The organism is Bradyrhizobium sp. dw_411 (genome assembly GCF_018449695.1).
In the GTDB taxonomy this organism is placed as follows: Bacteria; Pseudomonadota; Alphaproteobacteria; order Rhizobiales; family Xanthobacteraceae; genus Bradyrhizobium.
Genome location: NZ_JAAVUY010000022.1, coordinates 33,291 through 50,220, shown reverse-complemented (window position 1 = coordinate 50,220; position 16,930 = coordinate 33,291). Strand labels below are relative to the sequence as shown.

Sequence of the window (16,930 nt, the reverse complement as noted above, 5' to 3'; positions counted from 1 at the left end):
CCAAAATTCCCGGAACCAGCGGCTGACGATAGTCTTGTTATCTTCTGACATCGGGCTCTCTCCGTTAGTGCGCAGCGGCTTTCGCGAAGCGAAGCCGGCCGCGTTTGATGCTCGCACTAGACAGCCACGAGATGGCTCTCTCCACCCGTTTCCCGAATGGATCGTCCGCGAGCGGCTGGGATCGTCAAATTGCCGCGGCATTTTTGATTGCGGCAAATGCCAAGAGAACGCCGTTGCACCAGCAAACTTTCGACACACGATCACGGCGAAAAGGGCCGATCCGGCGTGATTCATGCGCGAAGGCGGACCGGTTCCAGTTTGACGATCGTGGAAATTCGAAGAGGGGCCCGGTGTTGCAAAAATTCATCCCAACGATCCTGCTCGCCTGCGCGCTGTTTACTTTTCCGGCTGTTGCCCAGACCGGCGCTGTGTCCAATGCGGTTCCGGCCGCGAACAGCGCCGATGTGCTGACGCCGGATCAGGCGAAGCGGGCGCTCGATACGCTTGTGGACGACACCAAGCGTGCGCAGATGATCGATACGCTGCGCGCAATCGCCAATGCCGCGCCACAGCCGCAAACCGCTCCGCCCGTCCCAACGCCCGCACCGCCATCCGCGATCCCGCTCACGGCGGACAGCCTTGGCGCACAACTCCTGCTCACGGCGTCCGGGCAGGTCGGCGAGATCTCGCACGAGATCGCCGATATGGCGCGAACGCTGACGCATTTTAAGGCGTTCTATTACTGGATCGTGCGAACCGCCAACGACCCCACGGCCTATGATCAGTTGTTCGATATCGCCTGGAAACTGGCATTGGTGTTCGGTTGCGCCTTTGCCGCCGAATGGCTGATTTTCCGCGCCATCCAGCGGCCGGTGGCGCTACTGGAGGCGCGTCTTCCGCACGCAATGGCTGGCCCGGCACAGGCGCTGGCCATCGCCGATCCGCCATCCTCCGCGGCCGACGTGAGCGCGGCACCCGAATTGCGCCAGCGGCGTCTCAGTCTGGCGCGCACCTGGCAATTGCTGGTCCGGCTGCCATTGGTGCTGGGTCGTCTCGCGCTGGAACTGCTGCCGGTAGTCGTCTTCCTCGGTGTCGCGACGGCGTTGTTGGGTACCGACATCGGCGACATCGCCACGATCAGGCTGGTGATTCTCGCGGTCGTGAATGCTTATGCGCTGTCGCGCGGGCTGATCTGTGTCGCGCGGGCGCTGGCGGCGCCGGTCGGTCTGTTTCGCGTTCGCGCCGAGACGGCGGCCTATATCGAGATCTGGGCGCGACGGATCGTCACCGTCGGTGTGTCAGGCATCGCCTTTGCGAATGTCGCGCTGCTGCTGGGCCTGCATCACACCGGCTATTGGACGATCCTTCATCTCGTGATGCTGATCGTGCATCTCTTTGTCGTCGTCATCATCCTGCAGTGCCGCCGTCAGGTCGCCGAGGCCATTCGTGCGCCCGTTGGCCGGGAAGGCGCGGCGGCCAGGCTGCGTAATCGCTTCGCCGGCCTGTGGCACTATCTGGCGATTGCCCTGGTTCTCGCGCTGTGGGCGGTGTGGGCGCTAAATATCCACAATGGTTACTCGCTGCTGCTGCAGTATTTTGTCGGCACCATCGTGGTCGCGCTGATCACGCGTCTCGCCATCATTGTGGTGCTGAGCCTGATCGATCGCGGTTTCACCATCAGTCCGGAGATCCAGCAGCGCTTTCCCGGGTTGGAGACCCGCGCCAATCGCTATCTGCCGCTGCTGCGCAGAATTGTCACCGCCATCATTGCCGTCATCGGCTTTGTTGCGTTGCTCGAGGTCTGGGGAGTGGACGCCATCGTCTGGTTTTACGGCGGCCAGATCGGCAGCCGATTGCTGTCGGCGGTCGTGACCATCGCCATTGCCGCGCTCGCGGCGGCGGTGATCTGGGAGGCGAGCAACGCCTTGATGGATCGCCAGCTCAATTCATTGTCGCGCGACGGTCATTTCGCGCGGGCAGCGCGGCTGCGCACCTTTCAACCGATGCTGCGTACCGCGCTGCTGTGCCTGATCGTTGCGGTGGTGGGCTTGACGGCGCTGAGCGAAATCGGCGTCAACGTGGCGCCGCTGCTGGCCGGCGCCGGGATCGTCGGTATCGCCATCGGCTTCGGTTCGCAGAAACTGGTGCAGGACCTGATCACCGGGCTGTTTCTGCTGCTCGAAAACACCGTTCAGGTCGGCGACAATGTCTCGGTGTCAGGGCTGTCAGGCGCCGTCGAGAATGTGTCGATCCGCACCATGCGTCTGCGGGCCGCTGACGGTTCGGTGCATATCATTCCCTTCAGCGCCGTGACCACGATCACCAATTCCAGCCGTGGCGCCGGTAATGCCGCCGTCAGCGTCAACGTTGCCTACAAGGAGGACACCGACCGCGCAGGCCAGATCCTCAAGGACATCGTCGCTGAAATGCGCCGCGAGCCGGAATATCGCCAGGCCATCCGCGGCGATCTCGAATTGTGGGGCGTCGACAAGGTGGACGGCGCGATGGCGTCGATCGTCGGCCAGATCCGCTGCACCGACGGCGGTCGCTGGCCGGTGCAGCGCGAATTCAACCGGCGCATGAAACGGCGGTTTCAGGAGCGCGGAATCGAAATCGCATCCACAGGTCAAACCATTCTGATGCAGCTTCCCGCGCCAGCCGATGCCGCCTCGGATGCGGTGCCGCGGCGGGCGGCCGGCTAGCGGTAACGCGCGATGCGGATGTGAGCCATTTCCCTCTCGTCCGACGGAATATTTCGGTGCTTGCCAAGGTCCCGCCGACAGGCCACAAAAACCGTTGGGTATAAGAAACGTCAGCGGAGAGCGACTTGAGCATCAAGGGCAAGGCCTATATTGCCGGGATTTACGAACATCCGACCCGGCACGCGCCGGATAAGTCCACCTCGCAGCTTCATGCCGAAATCGCCAAGGGCGCGCTGGAAGATGCGGGCCTGACCAAGGCCGACATCGACGGCTATTTCTGCGCCGGTGACGCCCCGGGCGGGGTGATGGCGATGGTCGATTATCTCGGCCTCAAAGTGCGCCATTTCGATTCCACCGACACCGGCGGCTGCTCTTATCTGGTCCATCTCGGCCATGCCGCCGAGGCGATCGCGGCGGGCAAATGTTCGATCGCGCTGATCACGCTGGCGGGCAAGCCGCGCACCGGCCCGATGCCGCCGCGCGCCAGCGGCGCCGAGGCGGATTTCGAGGCCGCTTACGGCGCCACCACGCACAACGTTTACGGCATGTGCGCCATGCGTCATATGCATGAGTTCGGAACCACCAGCGAGCAACTGGCGTGGATCAAGGTCGCAGCATCGCATCACGCGCAATACAATGAGCACGCGATGCTGCGCGATGTCGTCACCGTCGAGGACGTGCTGAACTCGCCGATGATCTCGGACCCGCTGCACCGGATGGACTGCTGCGTCGTCACCGATGGCGGGGGCGGACTGATCGTCACCACGGAAGCAATCGCCAAAAGCCTGAAGAAGCCGCTGGTGCGCATGATCGGCCATGGCGAAGCGTTGAAAGGTCCGCGCGGCGGCAAGGATCTCAACCTGACTTACTCGGCCGGGGTGTGGTCGGGACCGCGCGCGTTCGAGGAGGCCGGCGTCACGCCGAAAGATATCAAATACGCCTCGATCTATGACAGCTTCACCATCACGGTGTTGATGCAGCTCGAAGACCTTGGCTTCTGCAAAAAAGGCGAGGGCGGCAAGTTCGTCGCCGATGGCAATCTGATTTCCGGCGTCGGCAAGCTGCCGTTCAACACCGATGGCGGCGGTCTCTGCAGCAATCATCCGGTCAATCGCGGCGGCATGACCAAGATCATCGAAGCGGTGCGGCAGTTGCGCGGGCAGGCGCATCCGAAAGTGCAGGTGCCGAACTGCGATCTGGCGATCGCGCATGGCACCGGTGGATTGCTCGGTGTTCGCCACGCCGCCTCGACCTGCATTCTGGAGCGCGTGTGATGGCTGAAGCAAAGAAATACCCGGCGCCGCAGGGCAATCCCGAAACCACGCCATTCTGGGAAGCCGCCAAACAAGGCAAGCTCCTGATCAAGCGCTGCACCGCCTGCGGCGAGGCGCATTACTTCCCGCGCTCGATCTGCCCGTTCTGTTTTTCCGACAAGACGGTGTGGGAGGAAAGCTCGGGCGAGGGCGAGATCTACACCTTCAGCCTGATGCGCAAATCCGCCACCGGGCCTTATGCGATCGGTTATGTCACGCTGAAAGAAGGTCCGTCGTTGCAGACCAATTTCGTCGACTGCGACATGGCGAGCCTGAAGATCGGCCAGAAGGTGAAAGTCGTGTTCAGGCCAACCGAGGGCGCACCGCTGCCGTTCTTTACGGTGGCTTAGTTTCCCTTCTCCCCTTGTGGGAGAAGGTGCCTTCGCGAAGCGAAGGCGGATGAGGGGTCTCTGTCAACGGTGAGATACCTATCGGTTGAACCACCCCCTCACCCGATCGAGTTTGTTTCGGACGTCAGTGTAGCCCTCTCTCACAAGGGGAGAAGGCGATGCGACTGGCACCGTTGAAGGAAGAAGTTCGAGAGGAACACCTCGCATGCCGATCAAATACGATGAGCTGTTGGCGCTGAAGAATTTCGGCCAGAAATATGCCTACACCGATCGCGAGGTGATGCTCTACGCCTATGGCATCGGGATGGGCGCCGACCCGATGGATGAAAAAGAACTGGCCTTCGTCAACGAAGCCACCGCCACACCGCGGGCGCTGAAAGTGGTTCCGACATTTGCGTCTGTCGCGGCGTGGGGTGCGGGGCCTGGCGAAATGAATCTCAACCGGGTGATGGTGGTGGACGGCGAGCGCGACATCACGTTTCACCGGCCATTGTCGACAGCGGCCCACATCACCGCGGATTCCAGCGTTCTCGACGTCTTCGACAAGGGCAAGGACAAGGGCGCGGTGATCCGGCACAAGACGGTGCTGCGTAACGAGAAGGGCGAGGAACTGGCGACGCTGGTGGCTTCGCGCTTTGCACGCGGTGACGGCGGCTTTGGCGGACCTTCCGAAGGCCAGCCTGAGCCGCATACGGTCCCGACCCGTGCGCCGGACAAGTCGATCGATATTTCGACGCGGCCGGATCAGGCGCTGGTCTATCGCCTCTGCGGCGACCGCAATCCACTGCACAGCGATCCGGAATTCGCCAAACGCGCCGGTTTTCCAAAACCAATCCTGCACGGCATGTGCACCTACGGCATTTCGTGTCGCGGTATCCTGCAGACCTATGCGGACTACGATCCCGGCGCGTTTCGCCAGCACGTCGCTCGGTTTTCCTCGCCGGTCTATCCCGGCGAGACCGTGACGATGGATCTGTGGAAAGACGGCAATGTGATTTCGTTTGAAGCCAAGGTGAAGGCGCGCAACGTCGCGGTGATCAGGAGCGGGAAGACGGTGCTGGGATGATCTTCTCCGTCATTCCGGGGCGCGCGCCAGCGCGAACCTCAGATGCGCAATTGCGCATTGGGGAATCTCGATATGGCCCGCGCGAGATTCCGGGTTCAGCCCTGCGGGCTGTCCCGGAATGACGATAACTGACGGAGGCAAACATCATGGGACTTCTGGACGGCAAGGTGGCGATGATCACCGGGGCGGGCGGCGGGCTGGGCGAGGCCTATGCCAGGCTGTTCGCGCGCGAGGGCGCGGCCGTGGTGGTCAACGACCTCGGTGGCCCGCGCGACGGCAGCGGTTCGGATGTCTCGATGGCGCAAAGCGTGGTCAATGCGATCAAGGCCGAAGGCGGTCGCGCGGTGGCCAACGGCGCTGACATTTCGACCATGGACGGCGGTCAGTCGGTATTCGACGATGCCATCAAGCATTTCGGCCGTGCGGATATTCTGGTCAATAATGCCGGAATCCTGCTCGACCAGACCTTCGCCAAGGCCACCGAAGCCGCCTGGGACAAGGTGATGAAGGTACATTTGAAAGGCACGTTCTGCTGCACCCAGCCGGTATTTCGCTGGATGCGCGAGAATGGCGGCGGTGTCATCGTCAATACCGCCTCGACCTCGGGCCTGATCGGCAATTTCGGCCAGTCCAATTACGGCGCGGCGAAGGGCGGTATCTGGGGCCTGTCGAATGTGCTGGCGATCGAGGGCCGCAAATATAACATCCGGATCTGGACCATCGTGCCGGGTGCGCTGACCCGCATGACCGCCGATTTACCGCGCTATATCGAGAATCCCGGTGCGGCGCTGGGGCCTGATGGCATCGCGCCAGCCGTGCTATACATGGTCAGCGACCTCTCGGGCGACCAGACCGGGAAGGCGCTCGGCGTCTCTGGCCCGCGTGGCGTGCGCGAGATGAAGATGATGGAAAAGCCCGGCTGGAAGCCGCCGCATACGGGATGGAAGGCGCAGGATGTAGTCGAACATGCCCATGAGATTTTCTTCTCGGAAGAAGAGATCAAGATGGGCGCACGAAGGTTTTAATCTCAACGTCATTCCGGGGCGATGCGAAGCATCGAGCCCGGAATCTCGAGATTCCGGGTCTGGTCCTTCGGACCATCCCGGAATGACGAAGCAAAAGCAGAGGCACAAATGACAAAACTCACCCACAAAGCCGCCGGCACTTTCGCGATTGCGCCGACACCCTTCCATGATGACGGCCGCATCGACGAGAAATCCATCGACCGGCTGACCGACTTCTATACGGAAGTCGGCTGCGACGGCGTCACGGTGCTGGGCATCCTCGGCGAGGCGCCGAAGCTCGATGCCGCCGAGGCCGAGCAGGTCGCGGTCCGCTTCGTGAAGCGCGCCAAGACCATGCAGGTCATCGTCGGCATCTCGGCGCCGGGATTTGCGACCATGCGCTCTCTGGCGCGGGCCTCGATGGACGCCGGCGCCGCAGGGGTCATGATCGCCCCGCCGCCGCATCTGCGCACCGACGATCAGATCATCGGCTATTTCAAGCAGGCGTCTGAGGCAATCGGCGACGACATTCCCTGGGTGCTGCAGGATTATCCGCTGACGCTGTCGGTGGTATTTACGCCTGCGGTAATTCGGAAGATCGTGATGGACAGCCCGTCCTGCGTGATGCTCAAGCATGAGGACTGGCCGGGCCTGGAGAAGATCTCCGCGCTACGCGCATTCCAGAAGGACGGATCGCTGCGGCCGCTGTCGATCCTGACCGGCAATGGCGGGCTGTTTCTCGATTTCGAGATGGAACGTGGCGCCGATGGCGCGATGACCGGCTATGCTTTCCCGGAATTGCTGATCGACGTGGTGCGATTGTCGAAGGAAGGCCGCCGCGATGCTGCGCACGACCTGTTCGACGCGCATCTGCCGCTGATCCGCTATGAACAGCAGCCCGGCGCGGGCCTCGCGGTGCGCAAATATGTATTGCAGAAACGCGGCGTCATCGCCTCGAGCGCGCAGCGCAAGCCGGGGGCTACCATTACGCCCACCGCCAAGGCCGAAGTGGAATATCTGCTGTCGCGTGTGGCGCGGGTCGACAAACGTGCCAACCTGCAGCCGCAAGCCAGCGCGGCGGAATAAAAGCCTCCTCATGGTGAGGAGGCGCTCTTGCGCCGTCTCGAACCATGAGGCCATTACGTCCTCATCCTTCGAGACGCCGCTTCGCGGCTTCTCAGGACGAGGAGAGGGATTTAACGTTGATGTCCACTGAAGCCGTCGCGCCGCGTCCTGCATCCACGATCCTGTTGCTGCGCGACAACGCCGCTCATGAAATCGAAGTCTTCATGATGGTGCGCCATTACGAGATCGATTTCAGCTCGGGCGCGCTGGTGTTTCCCGGCGGCAGTGTCGACAAGGGCGATCAGGAGATCATCGCCAATCCCGCGCTGTATTCCGGCGGCGAGGGGCTCGACGAAGCCAGTTTGAGTTTCCGGATCGGCGCGATCCGAGAAACGTTTGAAGAAAGCGGCATCCTGCTGGCGCACGCCGATGGATCGGACGACCTTGTCGACGCCAAGCGCGCCGCCAAGATCGCAGCGTCGCACCGTGCGGCTTTGTGCGACGGAAAGACGACGTTTTTAAAAGTGCTGGCGGATAATGGCCTGCGGCTGGCGCTCGATGAACTCGTGCCCTATGCGCACTGGATCACGCCGGTTGGCATGCCGAAGCGGTTCGACACCTGGTTCTTTCTTGCCGCCGCACCGCCGGAGCAGATCGGCGCCCATGACGGGCGGGAATCCACCGACTCGATCTGGCTGTCGCCGCGCGAGGCGCTGGCGGGCGGCGAGAGCGGACGGTTCAAATTGCCGTTTCCGACCACGCGCAACCTGATCAAGCTCGGCAAGCAGTCCAGCGTGAAATCCGCGCTGGATGATAGTCGTGGGAAACCGGTCGTGACCGTGATGCCCGTGATGACCAAACTCAACGGCGGCCGTCAGCTCCGTATCCCGCCTGAAGCCGGCTATGATGGCGAGGTGTTTGAAGTCGGCGCGGTGTAGCATCCGTCGGCCTTTGTTCTTGCCGCCCGCGGCGATTGTCGGCATCCTGACCAAAAATGGCGTTTTAAAAGCGCCGTAAAGTGATCAGGGCAGGGCGCGTTCCATGCAGACACGCACCATGGGGATGTGGCGCTTCGGCGCGCTCATGGCGGCGTGGCTGACATCGCTGACGCTGACCGGCTTGGCCGCGGCGCAGGAGAATTTCCCCAGCCGGCCGGTGCGCGTTCTCATTCCTTACTCAGCCGGAAGCGTGGTCGACGTGTTCGGGCGCATCGTCGCTCAGAACATGGCGACGCAATGGAACGGATCGATCATTCTGGAATCCAAATCCGGCGCCAACGGCTCGATTGCCGCCGAAGAGGCCGCGCGCTCAGCGCCGGATGGATACACCTGGCTGATGGTGACGACGTACTTCACCGCCAGCCCCTCGCTCAACATCTCGCTGCGCTGGGATCCGCTGCACGATTTCACTCCGGTCGGGCAGATCTGCCGGGCGCCGAATTTCTTCATCGTCCCGACCTCGCTGCCGGTAAAGAATGTAGCCGAATATGTCGCACTGGCCCGGGAGAAGCCGGGCCGGTTGAATTACAGCCATCCCGGCAAGGGATCGACCGGGCATCTCGGGTTCGAACTGTTCAAGCGGCTGGCCGGCATTGAAGTGACGGCGGTCGGCTATCGCGGCTATCCGCAGATGGTGGCGGATATATCGAGCGGATTGATCACCTCGACCTTCCTATCCGCCAACCAGGCCTTGGCGCAGGTCCAGACCGGCTCGATCCGGATCATCGCTGCGATCGGCGACGGCCGCTCGAAATATTTCCCTGAGGTGCCGACCATGGCGGAACAGGGCTTTGCCGAGGCGCAGGTGACGCCGTGGTTCGGGATCGTGGTGCCGGCGGGCACGCCCGAGCCGATCGTGGCGCGCATCAGCAAGGCGCTGGAAGCCGCATTGGCGTCGCCGGAGGTGCAGCAGAAGCTCGACCTTGCCGGCTGCGCGGCCAGGAGCGCGCCGCTGGCGCAGTTCGCCGACATCATCAAGGCCGACGTCGCGCTCTGGGCCAAAGTGGTCAAGGACGGCGGTATCCCGCCGGATTGAGGGTAAATGGATGTTCCGATTGAAGGCCCCAAAACCCTCATTAGCGGTGCCTGGTTAGTCGTGCTTGGCGGCATCAGGCCGCCGGGATCATGGGTGGACGTGTCCGGCATGTTCCCCTTGGGGGGCTTTCCGGCGTATATTCCTGCCCGTAAAGCGAATTTTCCCGAGCCGGTTCCAACACCCCATGGCCTTTGCCGCAATTGTCCGACGAATACGATCGCTCTCGCTGTCGATCGGGCAACTGACTTTTGCCAGTTTTGCGCTGCTGCTGGCGATGATCGTGATCACCAGCGTCGCCAGCGTGGTCTCGATCCGTCATATCAACGCAACCTTTGCCGAGTTGCAGCACCTCCAGAGCATTGGGGACGTGGCGGAGGAAATCGACCGCCGCACCAACGAACTGCGGCTGGCGGCGCGCGATTTCGTCACCGATCCGGCGGGGCCGTCCAGTCAGGCCTGGGAGGCGGCCTCCTCATTGAGTGCGCTGTTGAAGAAAACGCGCCTGCAGTTGGCCCCCGAGCAGCAGGAAATGATCGATGGCGTAACGCAGCGGCTGGCTAATTATCGCAGCGGCATGGAGCGCGTCACAGCTCTGATCGAGCGCCGTGCGGAACTGATCTCGGCTTTGCCGGCCATTCGCGAGCGGTTCGAGAAGGCCATCGCGGAGGTGTCCGACCGGGCTACCGCGAGAAACCTGTTCCGGGCGCAAAACCAGATCGCGGCAGCCTTGCTGGCCCATGATCCCGTGTCCGCCGAGCAGTCCGCACAAAGCATGCGGTCGGTGGCGATCGACGATCCCGCGCTGCGTTCCGCGACCAATGCCTATGCCGATGCCATCATGTCGATCTCTGGCGCGGAGAGCCAGATCGCCCGGCTCGACAAGGAGGTGCTGGGTACGGAAGGCCAGATGATCGGCCGCGTCACCGATTTGTTGCGCGATCTCAGCGCCAACCGTGGCCGTCTGCTGTCGATGGATTTCGCCCGAACGCTGACCCACGATAAATGGCAAAGCATCATTCTCGGCACCGCCGGCGTGTTGATCGGGCTTGCCGCGGCGCTGTTTGTGGTGCGCTGGACCGTGCGTCCGCTCAAAGCGATCGCGAAAGCGATCCGCGCACTCGCCGGCGGTGAGAAGAACGCGTCGATCCCGGCAACCGACGTGAAAAACGAAATCGGTGACATCGCGCGTGCCGCGGAGGTATTTCGCCGCTCGCTGGCCGATGCCGACACCGCACGTGAAGCCGCGATCCATGCGTTGGCCGAACAGCGGCTGGCCGAGGAAAGCTATCGCAAGCTGTTCGAAGGCTCGGTCGACGGAATTTACGTGACAACGCCGGCCGGCGCGCTTCTCAATGCCAATCCGGCGCTGGCGCGGATGATGGGCTATGACACACCGCAGGATCTGATCCGCAGCATCACGGATATTTCGCACACGATCTATGTTCATGCAGCGGCGCGCGAGCAATATCAATACCTGATGCAGCGCGACGGCATGGTGCGCGAATTCGAATATCAGGTGCGTCGACGTTCCGGCGATATTCTCTGGCTGTCCGACAGCGCCACGGTGGTGCGCGACGATGCCGGCGAGGTCATTCGCTATGAGGGGACATTGCGTGACATCACCGACCAGAAGCGCGCCGAAGACGCGATCGCCGAGGGACGGCGGTTGCTGCAGCAGGTGATCGATACCGTGCCGGCGGTGATCAACGTCAAGGACAAGCAACTGCACTACATCCTGATGAACCGTTATATGGCCGGTATTTTCGGCATCGAGCCGGCGGATGCGATCGGCCGCACCACCTCCGATCTGATGTCGCGCTATGGCTCCAGAAAAACCGATGATGCCGACAGGCGGGTGCTGGCGGGGGGCAGGGAACTCGGATTCTACGAGGAAGAATATCTCGATTCCACCGGCAATCTGCGGCATTGGCTGGTAAACAAGCTTCCGCTGCTGGACATCAATGACGAGATCGAGAGCATCGTCACGGTCGCGCTCGACATCGGCGAGCGCAAGCGCGGCGAACAGGAAATGCGCAAGGCCAAGGATGCCGCCGAGGCTGCCTTGCGCAATTTGCGGGAAACCCAGAACTCCCTGATCGAAGCCGAAAAACTCGCGGCCCTCGGGCGGCTAGTGGCGGGCGTCGCTCACGAGGTCAACAATCCCGTCGGCATCAGCCTGACGGTCGCCTCATCGCTGGAGCGCAAGACCGCGATGTTCGCCGGCGAAGTGGCGCGCGGCAATCTCAGGCGCTCGAGCCTCAATGATTTTCTGGAAACCAGCCGCGATGCCGCGTCGCAACTGGTGGCCAATCTCAATCGCGCCGCCGAACTGATCACCTCGTTCAAGCAGGTCGCGGCGGACCGCAACTATTCGGACCAGCGGACTTTCGATCTCGGCGATCTGACCGAGCAGGTCGTGATGAGTTTGCGGCCGGGCCTGCGAAAGCATCATTTGACGCTCAATGTCGACTGCCAGCCCAATCTGACCATGAACTCCTATCCCGGGCCTTACGGACAGGTGCTCACCAATCTGTTCCTCAACGCGGTGGCGCATGCGTTCCCGGACGGCAGGCCCGGCTCGGTCGATATCAAGGTGCGGGAATCCGGCAAGGACAATGTCGAGGTCATTTTTTCCGACGACGGCTGCGGCATGAGCCTCGACGTGCGGCGCCGCGCCTTCGATCCGTTCTTCACGACGCGCCGCGATCAGGGCGGCACCGGATTGGGCCTGCATATCGTCTACAGCATCGTGACCAACCGTCTGGGCGGCCGGCTCGACCTCGATTCCCAGCCCGGCAACGGCACACGAATCCAGATCGTCCTGCCCCGCGTCGCGCCGCTGGAGCAGGCGGCGGAATAGCCGATCCTGTAAGGGGTCTGGCTCGAAAACGCTCTAATCGGTCTCGGCCAGCCGGCGCAGCGTGGCCTTGAAAATCTGGCTGGCCTTGCCGACCAGCGCCGTTCCGTCCATCACGCCCGAGGTGCCGGTGAAGGTGCCGGAGACACCGACGCCCACCGGGGCGGGGCCGCCGAACAGCGGATTGACGTCGGGGCTGCTGGTATGGCGCTGGATCAAGACCTCGCCCTTGAAGGTATCGCCCTTGGTCGTGTAGCTGCCGATATAATACAGATAGGCGTCGCCGCCGAGGATCTTGCCATCCCGAAACATGACAACACCGCTGCCCTTGCCGGAACGACCGTCCTGCAAGCTGACGTGAATCGAATATAGACCGTTCTTCATGACGCCCCGGTAGCGCTCCGTTTGGACGGAGTCGCCATTCTGTTATGCCAAAGCGGGTCGCAGCGTCAACGTGATAAGGTTAACCGCTGACATCGCACGCTGCGCTATGCCCGGAATCCAGCCGAAGGACATGACAAGAAAATGACAGTCGGCAAGTCCGGCTCGTTTTCTGTCATATGGAACCGGTCAGACAGCCGAACGGGCCGTTCGGCCGCGGATTCGCGCCGCTTTCTCAGGTATATTTCTTGTCGCGCTCCAGGAGTTCGACCGAGATGCCCTGCGGTCCGCGAATGAAGCAGATGCGGATGCCCGGCCTGATATTGTTGGGCTCCATGGTGAACTCGACACCCTTGGCCTTGATCTCGGCAGCCACCGCGTCGATGTCCTTTACAGACAGGCCGAAATGATCGAGGCCCTGATAGGGCGTGACCGGCGGGGTGTGGACGCCGTCGCCCGCCGTGACCGGCGCAATGAAGATGTTGGCGCCACCGAGCTTGACGTCGATGCGCCCGGGTCCGCGGACGATCTCGCCACCGAGAATGTCTTCAAGCCAGGCGGCCATCGCCTCCGGATCGGGACTGCGCAGATGAATATGGTCCCAGGTCACTGTCGGCATCGTTGGTCTCCGCTTTGCTGTTCGGGCGCCGCCTGTCGCGGCTTGTTGCTGGACTGCGATATTGGGATCGCGGCGGTCAATTTAGCGGCGGCTTTCCGGCAATGCCATCCCCTTGGGCTGAGCCGTCTTGAATGACTGCTGCCTGAGCCATGAGCGTCCCGCCAATTGCATTCCGTCCAATATTGTTACAGCGGGGTGCAACCATTTTGGGCGTGATGGATTGACTAAATGACGGCGGAACCGCGCAATCGGCAGTCGTGTCAGAAGCCGTGCGGTGTCATGCCCGCGCGGCTTTTTGCGTTGCAGCGACGGGCAGGCCGGTTTCGCGGCAAACGGTGGCATGGCCATGAACAGCGGGCTTGATCGTTTCGAATGGATCGGATTGGCGAGGCCCACCAGCGGCTGGCACGGAAGGCTGCACGGAAAAGCGCTCACCGGATATTTCAAGTTCGGTTTGGTCTGGCTACCGGCTGTCCTGATCGCGGGGCTGGGAACGTGGATGCTGGTGTCGGGCTACGCCAGCAAGCCCGCCGAGGGCGAACCGGTGATCGCTGCGGTGACGGACCCCGCGCCGCCGGCCGGGGACCCTGCCATAAAACCTGTCGCCTTCAACCCCGCGACCTCGGAAGCGATTACGCCGGAGCAGGCGACGCCGCTCGACGGGCTGAAGATTTCATCGCAATCCTGGCGCAGGGGCGGGTTCGGATCGAAGGCCCTGATCACCTTCACGCTGCGTAACAGCAATAATTACGCGGTCAGGGATATCGAGATTTCCTGTGCCTTCGCCCGCCGCGACGGCAGCCATTTGACCGACCGCTCGCGGTTAATTCCAGACATCGTGAATATGAAGAGCCGAAAAACCTTCGCCCGCCTGCATGTCGGTTTCGTCAACGTCAATGCCAGCGGCGCGAAATGCTCGCTGGTCACGGCCACGCGAATTTAGAACTTTCCGAATCCGGTGCCTTTGAAGTCACGCGGTAGTGAAGCGGTAACTTCGTTGTTACGTTGGACCGAGCAGGGCTTGGAACGAACGGCATCATCCCCAGTTAATCGGATGAACCGCGTGCTGGCGCGGATGGAGCGACGCCGAGATGCCCGTGTTGCGATATTTTCTCTTTGTCGGCACAGCGTTGCTCCTGTTGCTGTTCGCTGTCGATGCGTACCTCCCGAAATTGCCGGCCGCCGGTAATGTAAGCACCGCAGCAAATATGGCATCGGATATCGCGGTGATCCGGATTCACTCCATTCAAAAGTGGCCGGAACGGGTAGAGTTCGATACCAGCCTGCCGGCGGTCGCGCCTGCGGCGGTAGTGGTGGCGGCGAATAATGTCCCGGCAGACACGACTGCGCCGGTGCGCATGCGGGACGCCTTCGCGCAGTTGCAGACAAATCAGGTGCAAACACAAACACCCGAACTGCAAACGCCGGAAGCCAAAAAGCCCGAGCCGAAGCTGTTGCCCAAACGCAGGACCGTTGCGAGCAAGACGGCTCCGAAGAGCCGATCCGGCCAGCCGGTCTTCTTGGTCGCGCAACAGCCGCGCTTCGGTTTATTCCCGAACGCGATCTGGTAGGCCAGCCAGCACCTCTCCCATTGGGGATCAAGCAACCGTCTGATGGCGCTCGCCGAGGCCGCAAGGCTGGGCTTCGCGCGGCTATATCCGTTCACGCCGCACAACGAAAAATTGCATATGCGGATGGGCTGGCGGACGTTCGAGCGGATCGGACATAACGCCATATCCTGATGGAGAGGCAGGCGGCGGTCGTTGCCGGCGCGCCGGTGCGGCCCGGCGGGATTGATTGACCGGGGCGGTTCGCACTGGATAGTGTGGCGGGCTGACAATCTGGCACGGTGCCCGGGCCCTCCAAGCGGTGAAATCGGGCACTCAAACCAGGAAATCTGGGGCAGGGGTAAATTGTAATGCGTATGCGTAAGCTGATCCTGGCGGGGATAATTTTGACGTTGGCAGGGAGCACCTATGCTTCCGCCCGGGGTGGTCATGGCCACCCGCACGGACGGTCGGGGCACGGTCACATGCGGCACGTCGGAGTGAGGCCGGCCAATCCATCCGTCCCGCCGTCTTTGACATCAGACGCACGCCTGACCGGAGATGCGCCGCTACCGGCGCAACCCAGGCGCGGTAGTTCGTCCACCGTTTCGGAGTCGCGTCATCCCGACGATGTGGAACTTGACCGGAAGATCGGCAGCATCTGCCGCGGCTGTTAAGGTACTTTCCGGTTCGTTCGAATTACTCCACCGGTAGCCCGGATGAGCGCAGCGACATCCGGGGCTGATTTTGCGTTTGCTCCCGGATGTCGCTGCGCTCATCCGGGCCACAGTTTTGACCTTCACTTGGAGGACACGTGAAAGCGCCGTCTCGAAGGATGTCGCCGGCGGTTCAAAAGCGGGCCGATATGCCGGTATAAACCTGCACCTTCGGCGCAGCGTTGTTGAGCCCGAGGTTGAGGCCGACATCGAAGATCGTGTGCTTGTCCAGCCGGAAGTTCATGCCGAGATCGAGCGTGTAGATCGGTGACGTTGCCCGGTCGGCGCCGACGGACGAAAACAATTCCACCATCGCGTTGGCGCCTTCGATCCCGGGAAGCGGATGGCTGACGCCGACGAGATTGACGAAGTTCGCTTCCCGGTGATTGAGGTCGTCCTTGAGTGCATCCACTTCGGTCATCAGGGTGACGAGATAATCCTGCGGCAGGCGCAGCGCGAGCGGCACGATCAGGCCACCCTCGACCGCGCCGTTGCTGATCACGGGCGCCGACGAAGGCACCTTGATAAAGGGAATGATCGCGAGGCCGACCGGGCCGTCATCATTGCCGAACAGATTCATTTTCGTTCGCAGCACGACATCGCCAAAGCCCGCGCCCTGCGCGATGAGGGCGCCGGATTGGCTTTCCGAGTGCGATGACTGCCATCCATTGAACTGGATTTCAAACTCCGTGGAATTGGTGAGGCCTATCCTCACATTGGGGTCGAAGGTTTGAATGCTGCGCGTGATGACACCGAGATATCGGGTATAGGTCTCGTTGAAAGTGTCCATTTCCACTTCGACATGACCGGCGTCGACCGTGCGCACCGAAAATCCTTTGGTGGGCCGATCCGGCGCAAATTTCCGCATCTGGTCGTCCGGCGTCGGATTGAGCAAGGTGTAGCCGCTCTTGTCGGGCGCGTTCGGATTGGCCGGCGCGGCATCATCCGCACGCGCCAAACCGGGCAGCGCGGCAACGCCAATCGCCAAAGCTGCCGCCAGGCCGGCCCATTTGGCTGCTGGTCGCCACGACGCGAGATGTCCAGAGATTACGACGGGCGCCACTGAAACGGGTCCAACTCATTTTTGCGCTATTGCCGGAAAATCTTATCGTTGAATTTGATGTCAAAATAGCGCGCCGGAGAGGATCACTCGATCGTTTGATCGGATGTCATCTTCCGTCATCGCGGCCGCCGAATAAAGCGGCATCAGCTTGAATATTCGGCTCGGCTCGCATGGAGCTTTGCCTGGGCGACCCCGTGGCGCGGTTCAAGCTGA

General features: G+C 62.0%; 15 protein-coding genes. 12 read left to right on the top strand and 3 right to left on the bottom strand.

Annotation, left to right across the window (positions count from 1 at the left end; translation table 11 throughout):
• Nucleotides 1–392: 392 nt before the first annotated feature.
• The 9 genes from HB676_RS29225 to HB676_RS29185 all read left to right on the top strand — a co-directional run bounded on the left by HB676_RS29225 (nucleotide 393) and on the right by HB676_RS29185 (nucleotide 12,394).
• On the top strand, nucleotides 393–2,702 hold the full coding sequence (locus HB676_RS29225) for a mechanosensitive ion channel domain-containing protein (protein ID WP_249780529.1): 2,310 nt from the start codon (nucleotides 393–395) through the stop codon (nucleotides 2,700–2,702).
• A gap of 125 nt (nucleotides 2,703–2,827) precedes the next feature.
• On the top strand, nucleotides 2,828–3,976 hold the full coding sequence (locus HB676_RS29220; RefSeq protein ID WP_213741959.1) for a thiolase domain-containing protein: 1,149 nt from the start codon (nucleotides 2,828–2,830) through the stop codon (nucleotides 3,974–3,976).
• Complete coding sequence (locus tag HB676_RS29215; protein ID WP_213741958.1) at nucleotides 3,976–4,365, top strand: OB-fold domain-containing protein; 390 nt, start codon at nucleotides 3,976–3,978, stop codon at nucleotides 4,363–4,365. The genes HB676_RS29220 and HB676_RS29215 overlap by 1 nt, the downstream gene beginning before the upstream one ends.
• Nucleotides 4,366–4,570: 205 nt before the next feature.
• A complete protein-coding gene (locus tag HB676_RS29210) occupies nucleotides 4,571–5,431 on the top strand; it encodes a MaoC/PaaZ C-terminal domain-containing protein (RefSeq protein ID WP_213741957.1) in 861 nt (286 codons plus the stop codon).
• A 146-nt stretch (nucleotides 5,432–5,577) separates the two neighbouring features.
• Nucleotides 5,578–6,456, top strand: coding sequence for an SDR family oxidoreductase (locus HB676_RS29205; protein WP_213741956.1), 879 nt, complete (start codon nucleotides 5,578–5,580; stop codon nucleotides 6,454–6,456).
• A gap of 108 nt (nucleotides 6,457–6,564) precedes the next feature.
• Nucleotides 6,565–7,521 (top strand): dihydrodipicolinate synthase family protein, encoded by a 957-nt coding sequence (locus tag HB676_RS29200; protein WP_213741955.1) that lies wholly within the window; start codon nucleotides 6,565–6,567, stop codon nucleotides 7,519–7,521.
• A gap of 119 nt (nucleotides 7,522–7,640) precedes the next feature.
• Nucleotides 7,641–8,438, top strand: coding sequence for an NUDIX hydrolase (locus HB676_RS29195; RefSeq protein WP_213741954.1), 798 nt, complete (start codon nucleotides 7,641–7,643; stop codon nucleotides 8,436–8,438).
• A 103-nt stretch (nucleotides 8,439–8,541) separates the two neighbouring features.
• Nucleotides 8,542–9,534: a tripartite tricarboxylate transporter substrate-binding protein gene (locus HB676_RS29190; protein ID WP_213741953.1), complete on the top strand. Its 993-nt coding sequence runs from the start codon at nucleotides 8,542–8,544 to the stop codon at nucleotides 9,532–9,534.
• A 184-nt stretch (nucleotides 9,535–9,718) separates the two neighbouring features.
• On the top strand, nucleotides 9,719–12,394 hold the full coding sequence (locus HB676_RS29185) for a PAS domain S-box protein (protein WP_213741952.1): 2,676 nt from the start codon (nucleotides 9,719–9,721) through the stop codon (nucleotides 12,392–12,394).
• A 33-nt stretch (nucleotides 12,395–12,427) separates the two neighbouring features.
• Here HB676_RS29185 and HB676_RS29180 read toward each other — a convergent pair whose 3' ends face one another.
• Together HB676_RS29180 and HB676_RS29175 are read right to left on the bottom strand one after the other, a co-directional pair.
• On the bottom strand, nucleotides 12,428–12,775 hold the full coding sequence (locus HB676_RS29180; RefSeq protein WP_213741951.1) for a GrlR family regulatory protein: 348 nt from the start codon (nucleotides 12,773–12,775) through the stop codon (nucleotides 12,428–12,430).
• Between the two features lie 232 nt (nucleotides 12,776–13,007).
• Nucleotides 13,008–13,391: a VOC family protein gene (locus HB676_RS29175; protein WP_213741950.1), complete on the bottom strand. Its 384-nt coding sequence runs from the start codon at nucleotides 13,389–13,391 to the stop codon at nucleotides 13,008–13,010.
• Nucleotides 13,392–13,737: 346 nt separating this feature from the next.
• On the opposite strand from HB676_RS29175, the gene HB676_RS29170 reads away from it, so the two are divergent.
• From HB676_RS29170 to HB676_RS34155, 3 genes are all read left to right on the top strand, one after another.
• A complete protein-coding gene (locus HB676_RS29170; protein WP_213742023.1) occupies nucleotides 13,738–14,334 on the top strand; it encodes a hypothetical protein in 597 nt (198 codons plus the stop codon).
• A gap of 148 nt (nucleotides 14,335–14,482) precedes the next feature.
• A complete protein-coding gene (locus tag HB676_RS29165; RefSeq protein ID WP_213741949.1) occupies nucleotides 14,483–14,962 on the top strand; it encodes a hypothetical protein in 480 nt (159 codons plus the stop codon).
• A 42-nt stretch (nucleotides 14,963–15,004) separates the two neighbouring features.
• Nucleotides 15,005–15,133, top strand: coding sequence for a hypothetical protein (locus HB676_RS34155; protein WP_275944980.1), 129 nt, complete (start codon nucleotides 15,005–15,007; stop codon nucleotides 15,131–15,133).
• A 654-nt stretch (nucleotides 15,134–15,787) separates the two neighbouring features.
• Here the strand turns inward: HB676_RS34155 and HB676_RS29160 are convergent.
• Nucleotides 15,788–16,717 (bottom strand): transporter, encoded by a 930-nt coding sequence (locus HB676_RS29160; protein WP_213741948.1) that lies wholly within the window; start codon nucleotides 16,715–16,717, stop codon nucleotides 15,788–15,790.
• Nucleotides 16,718–16,930: the final 213 nt, after the last annotated feature.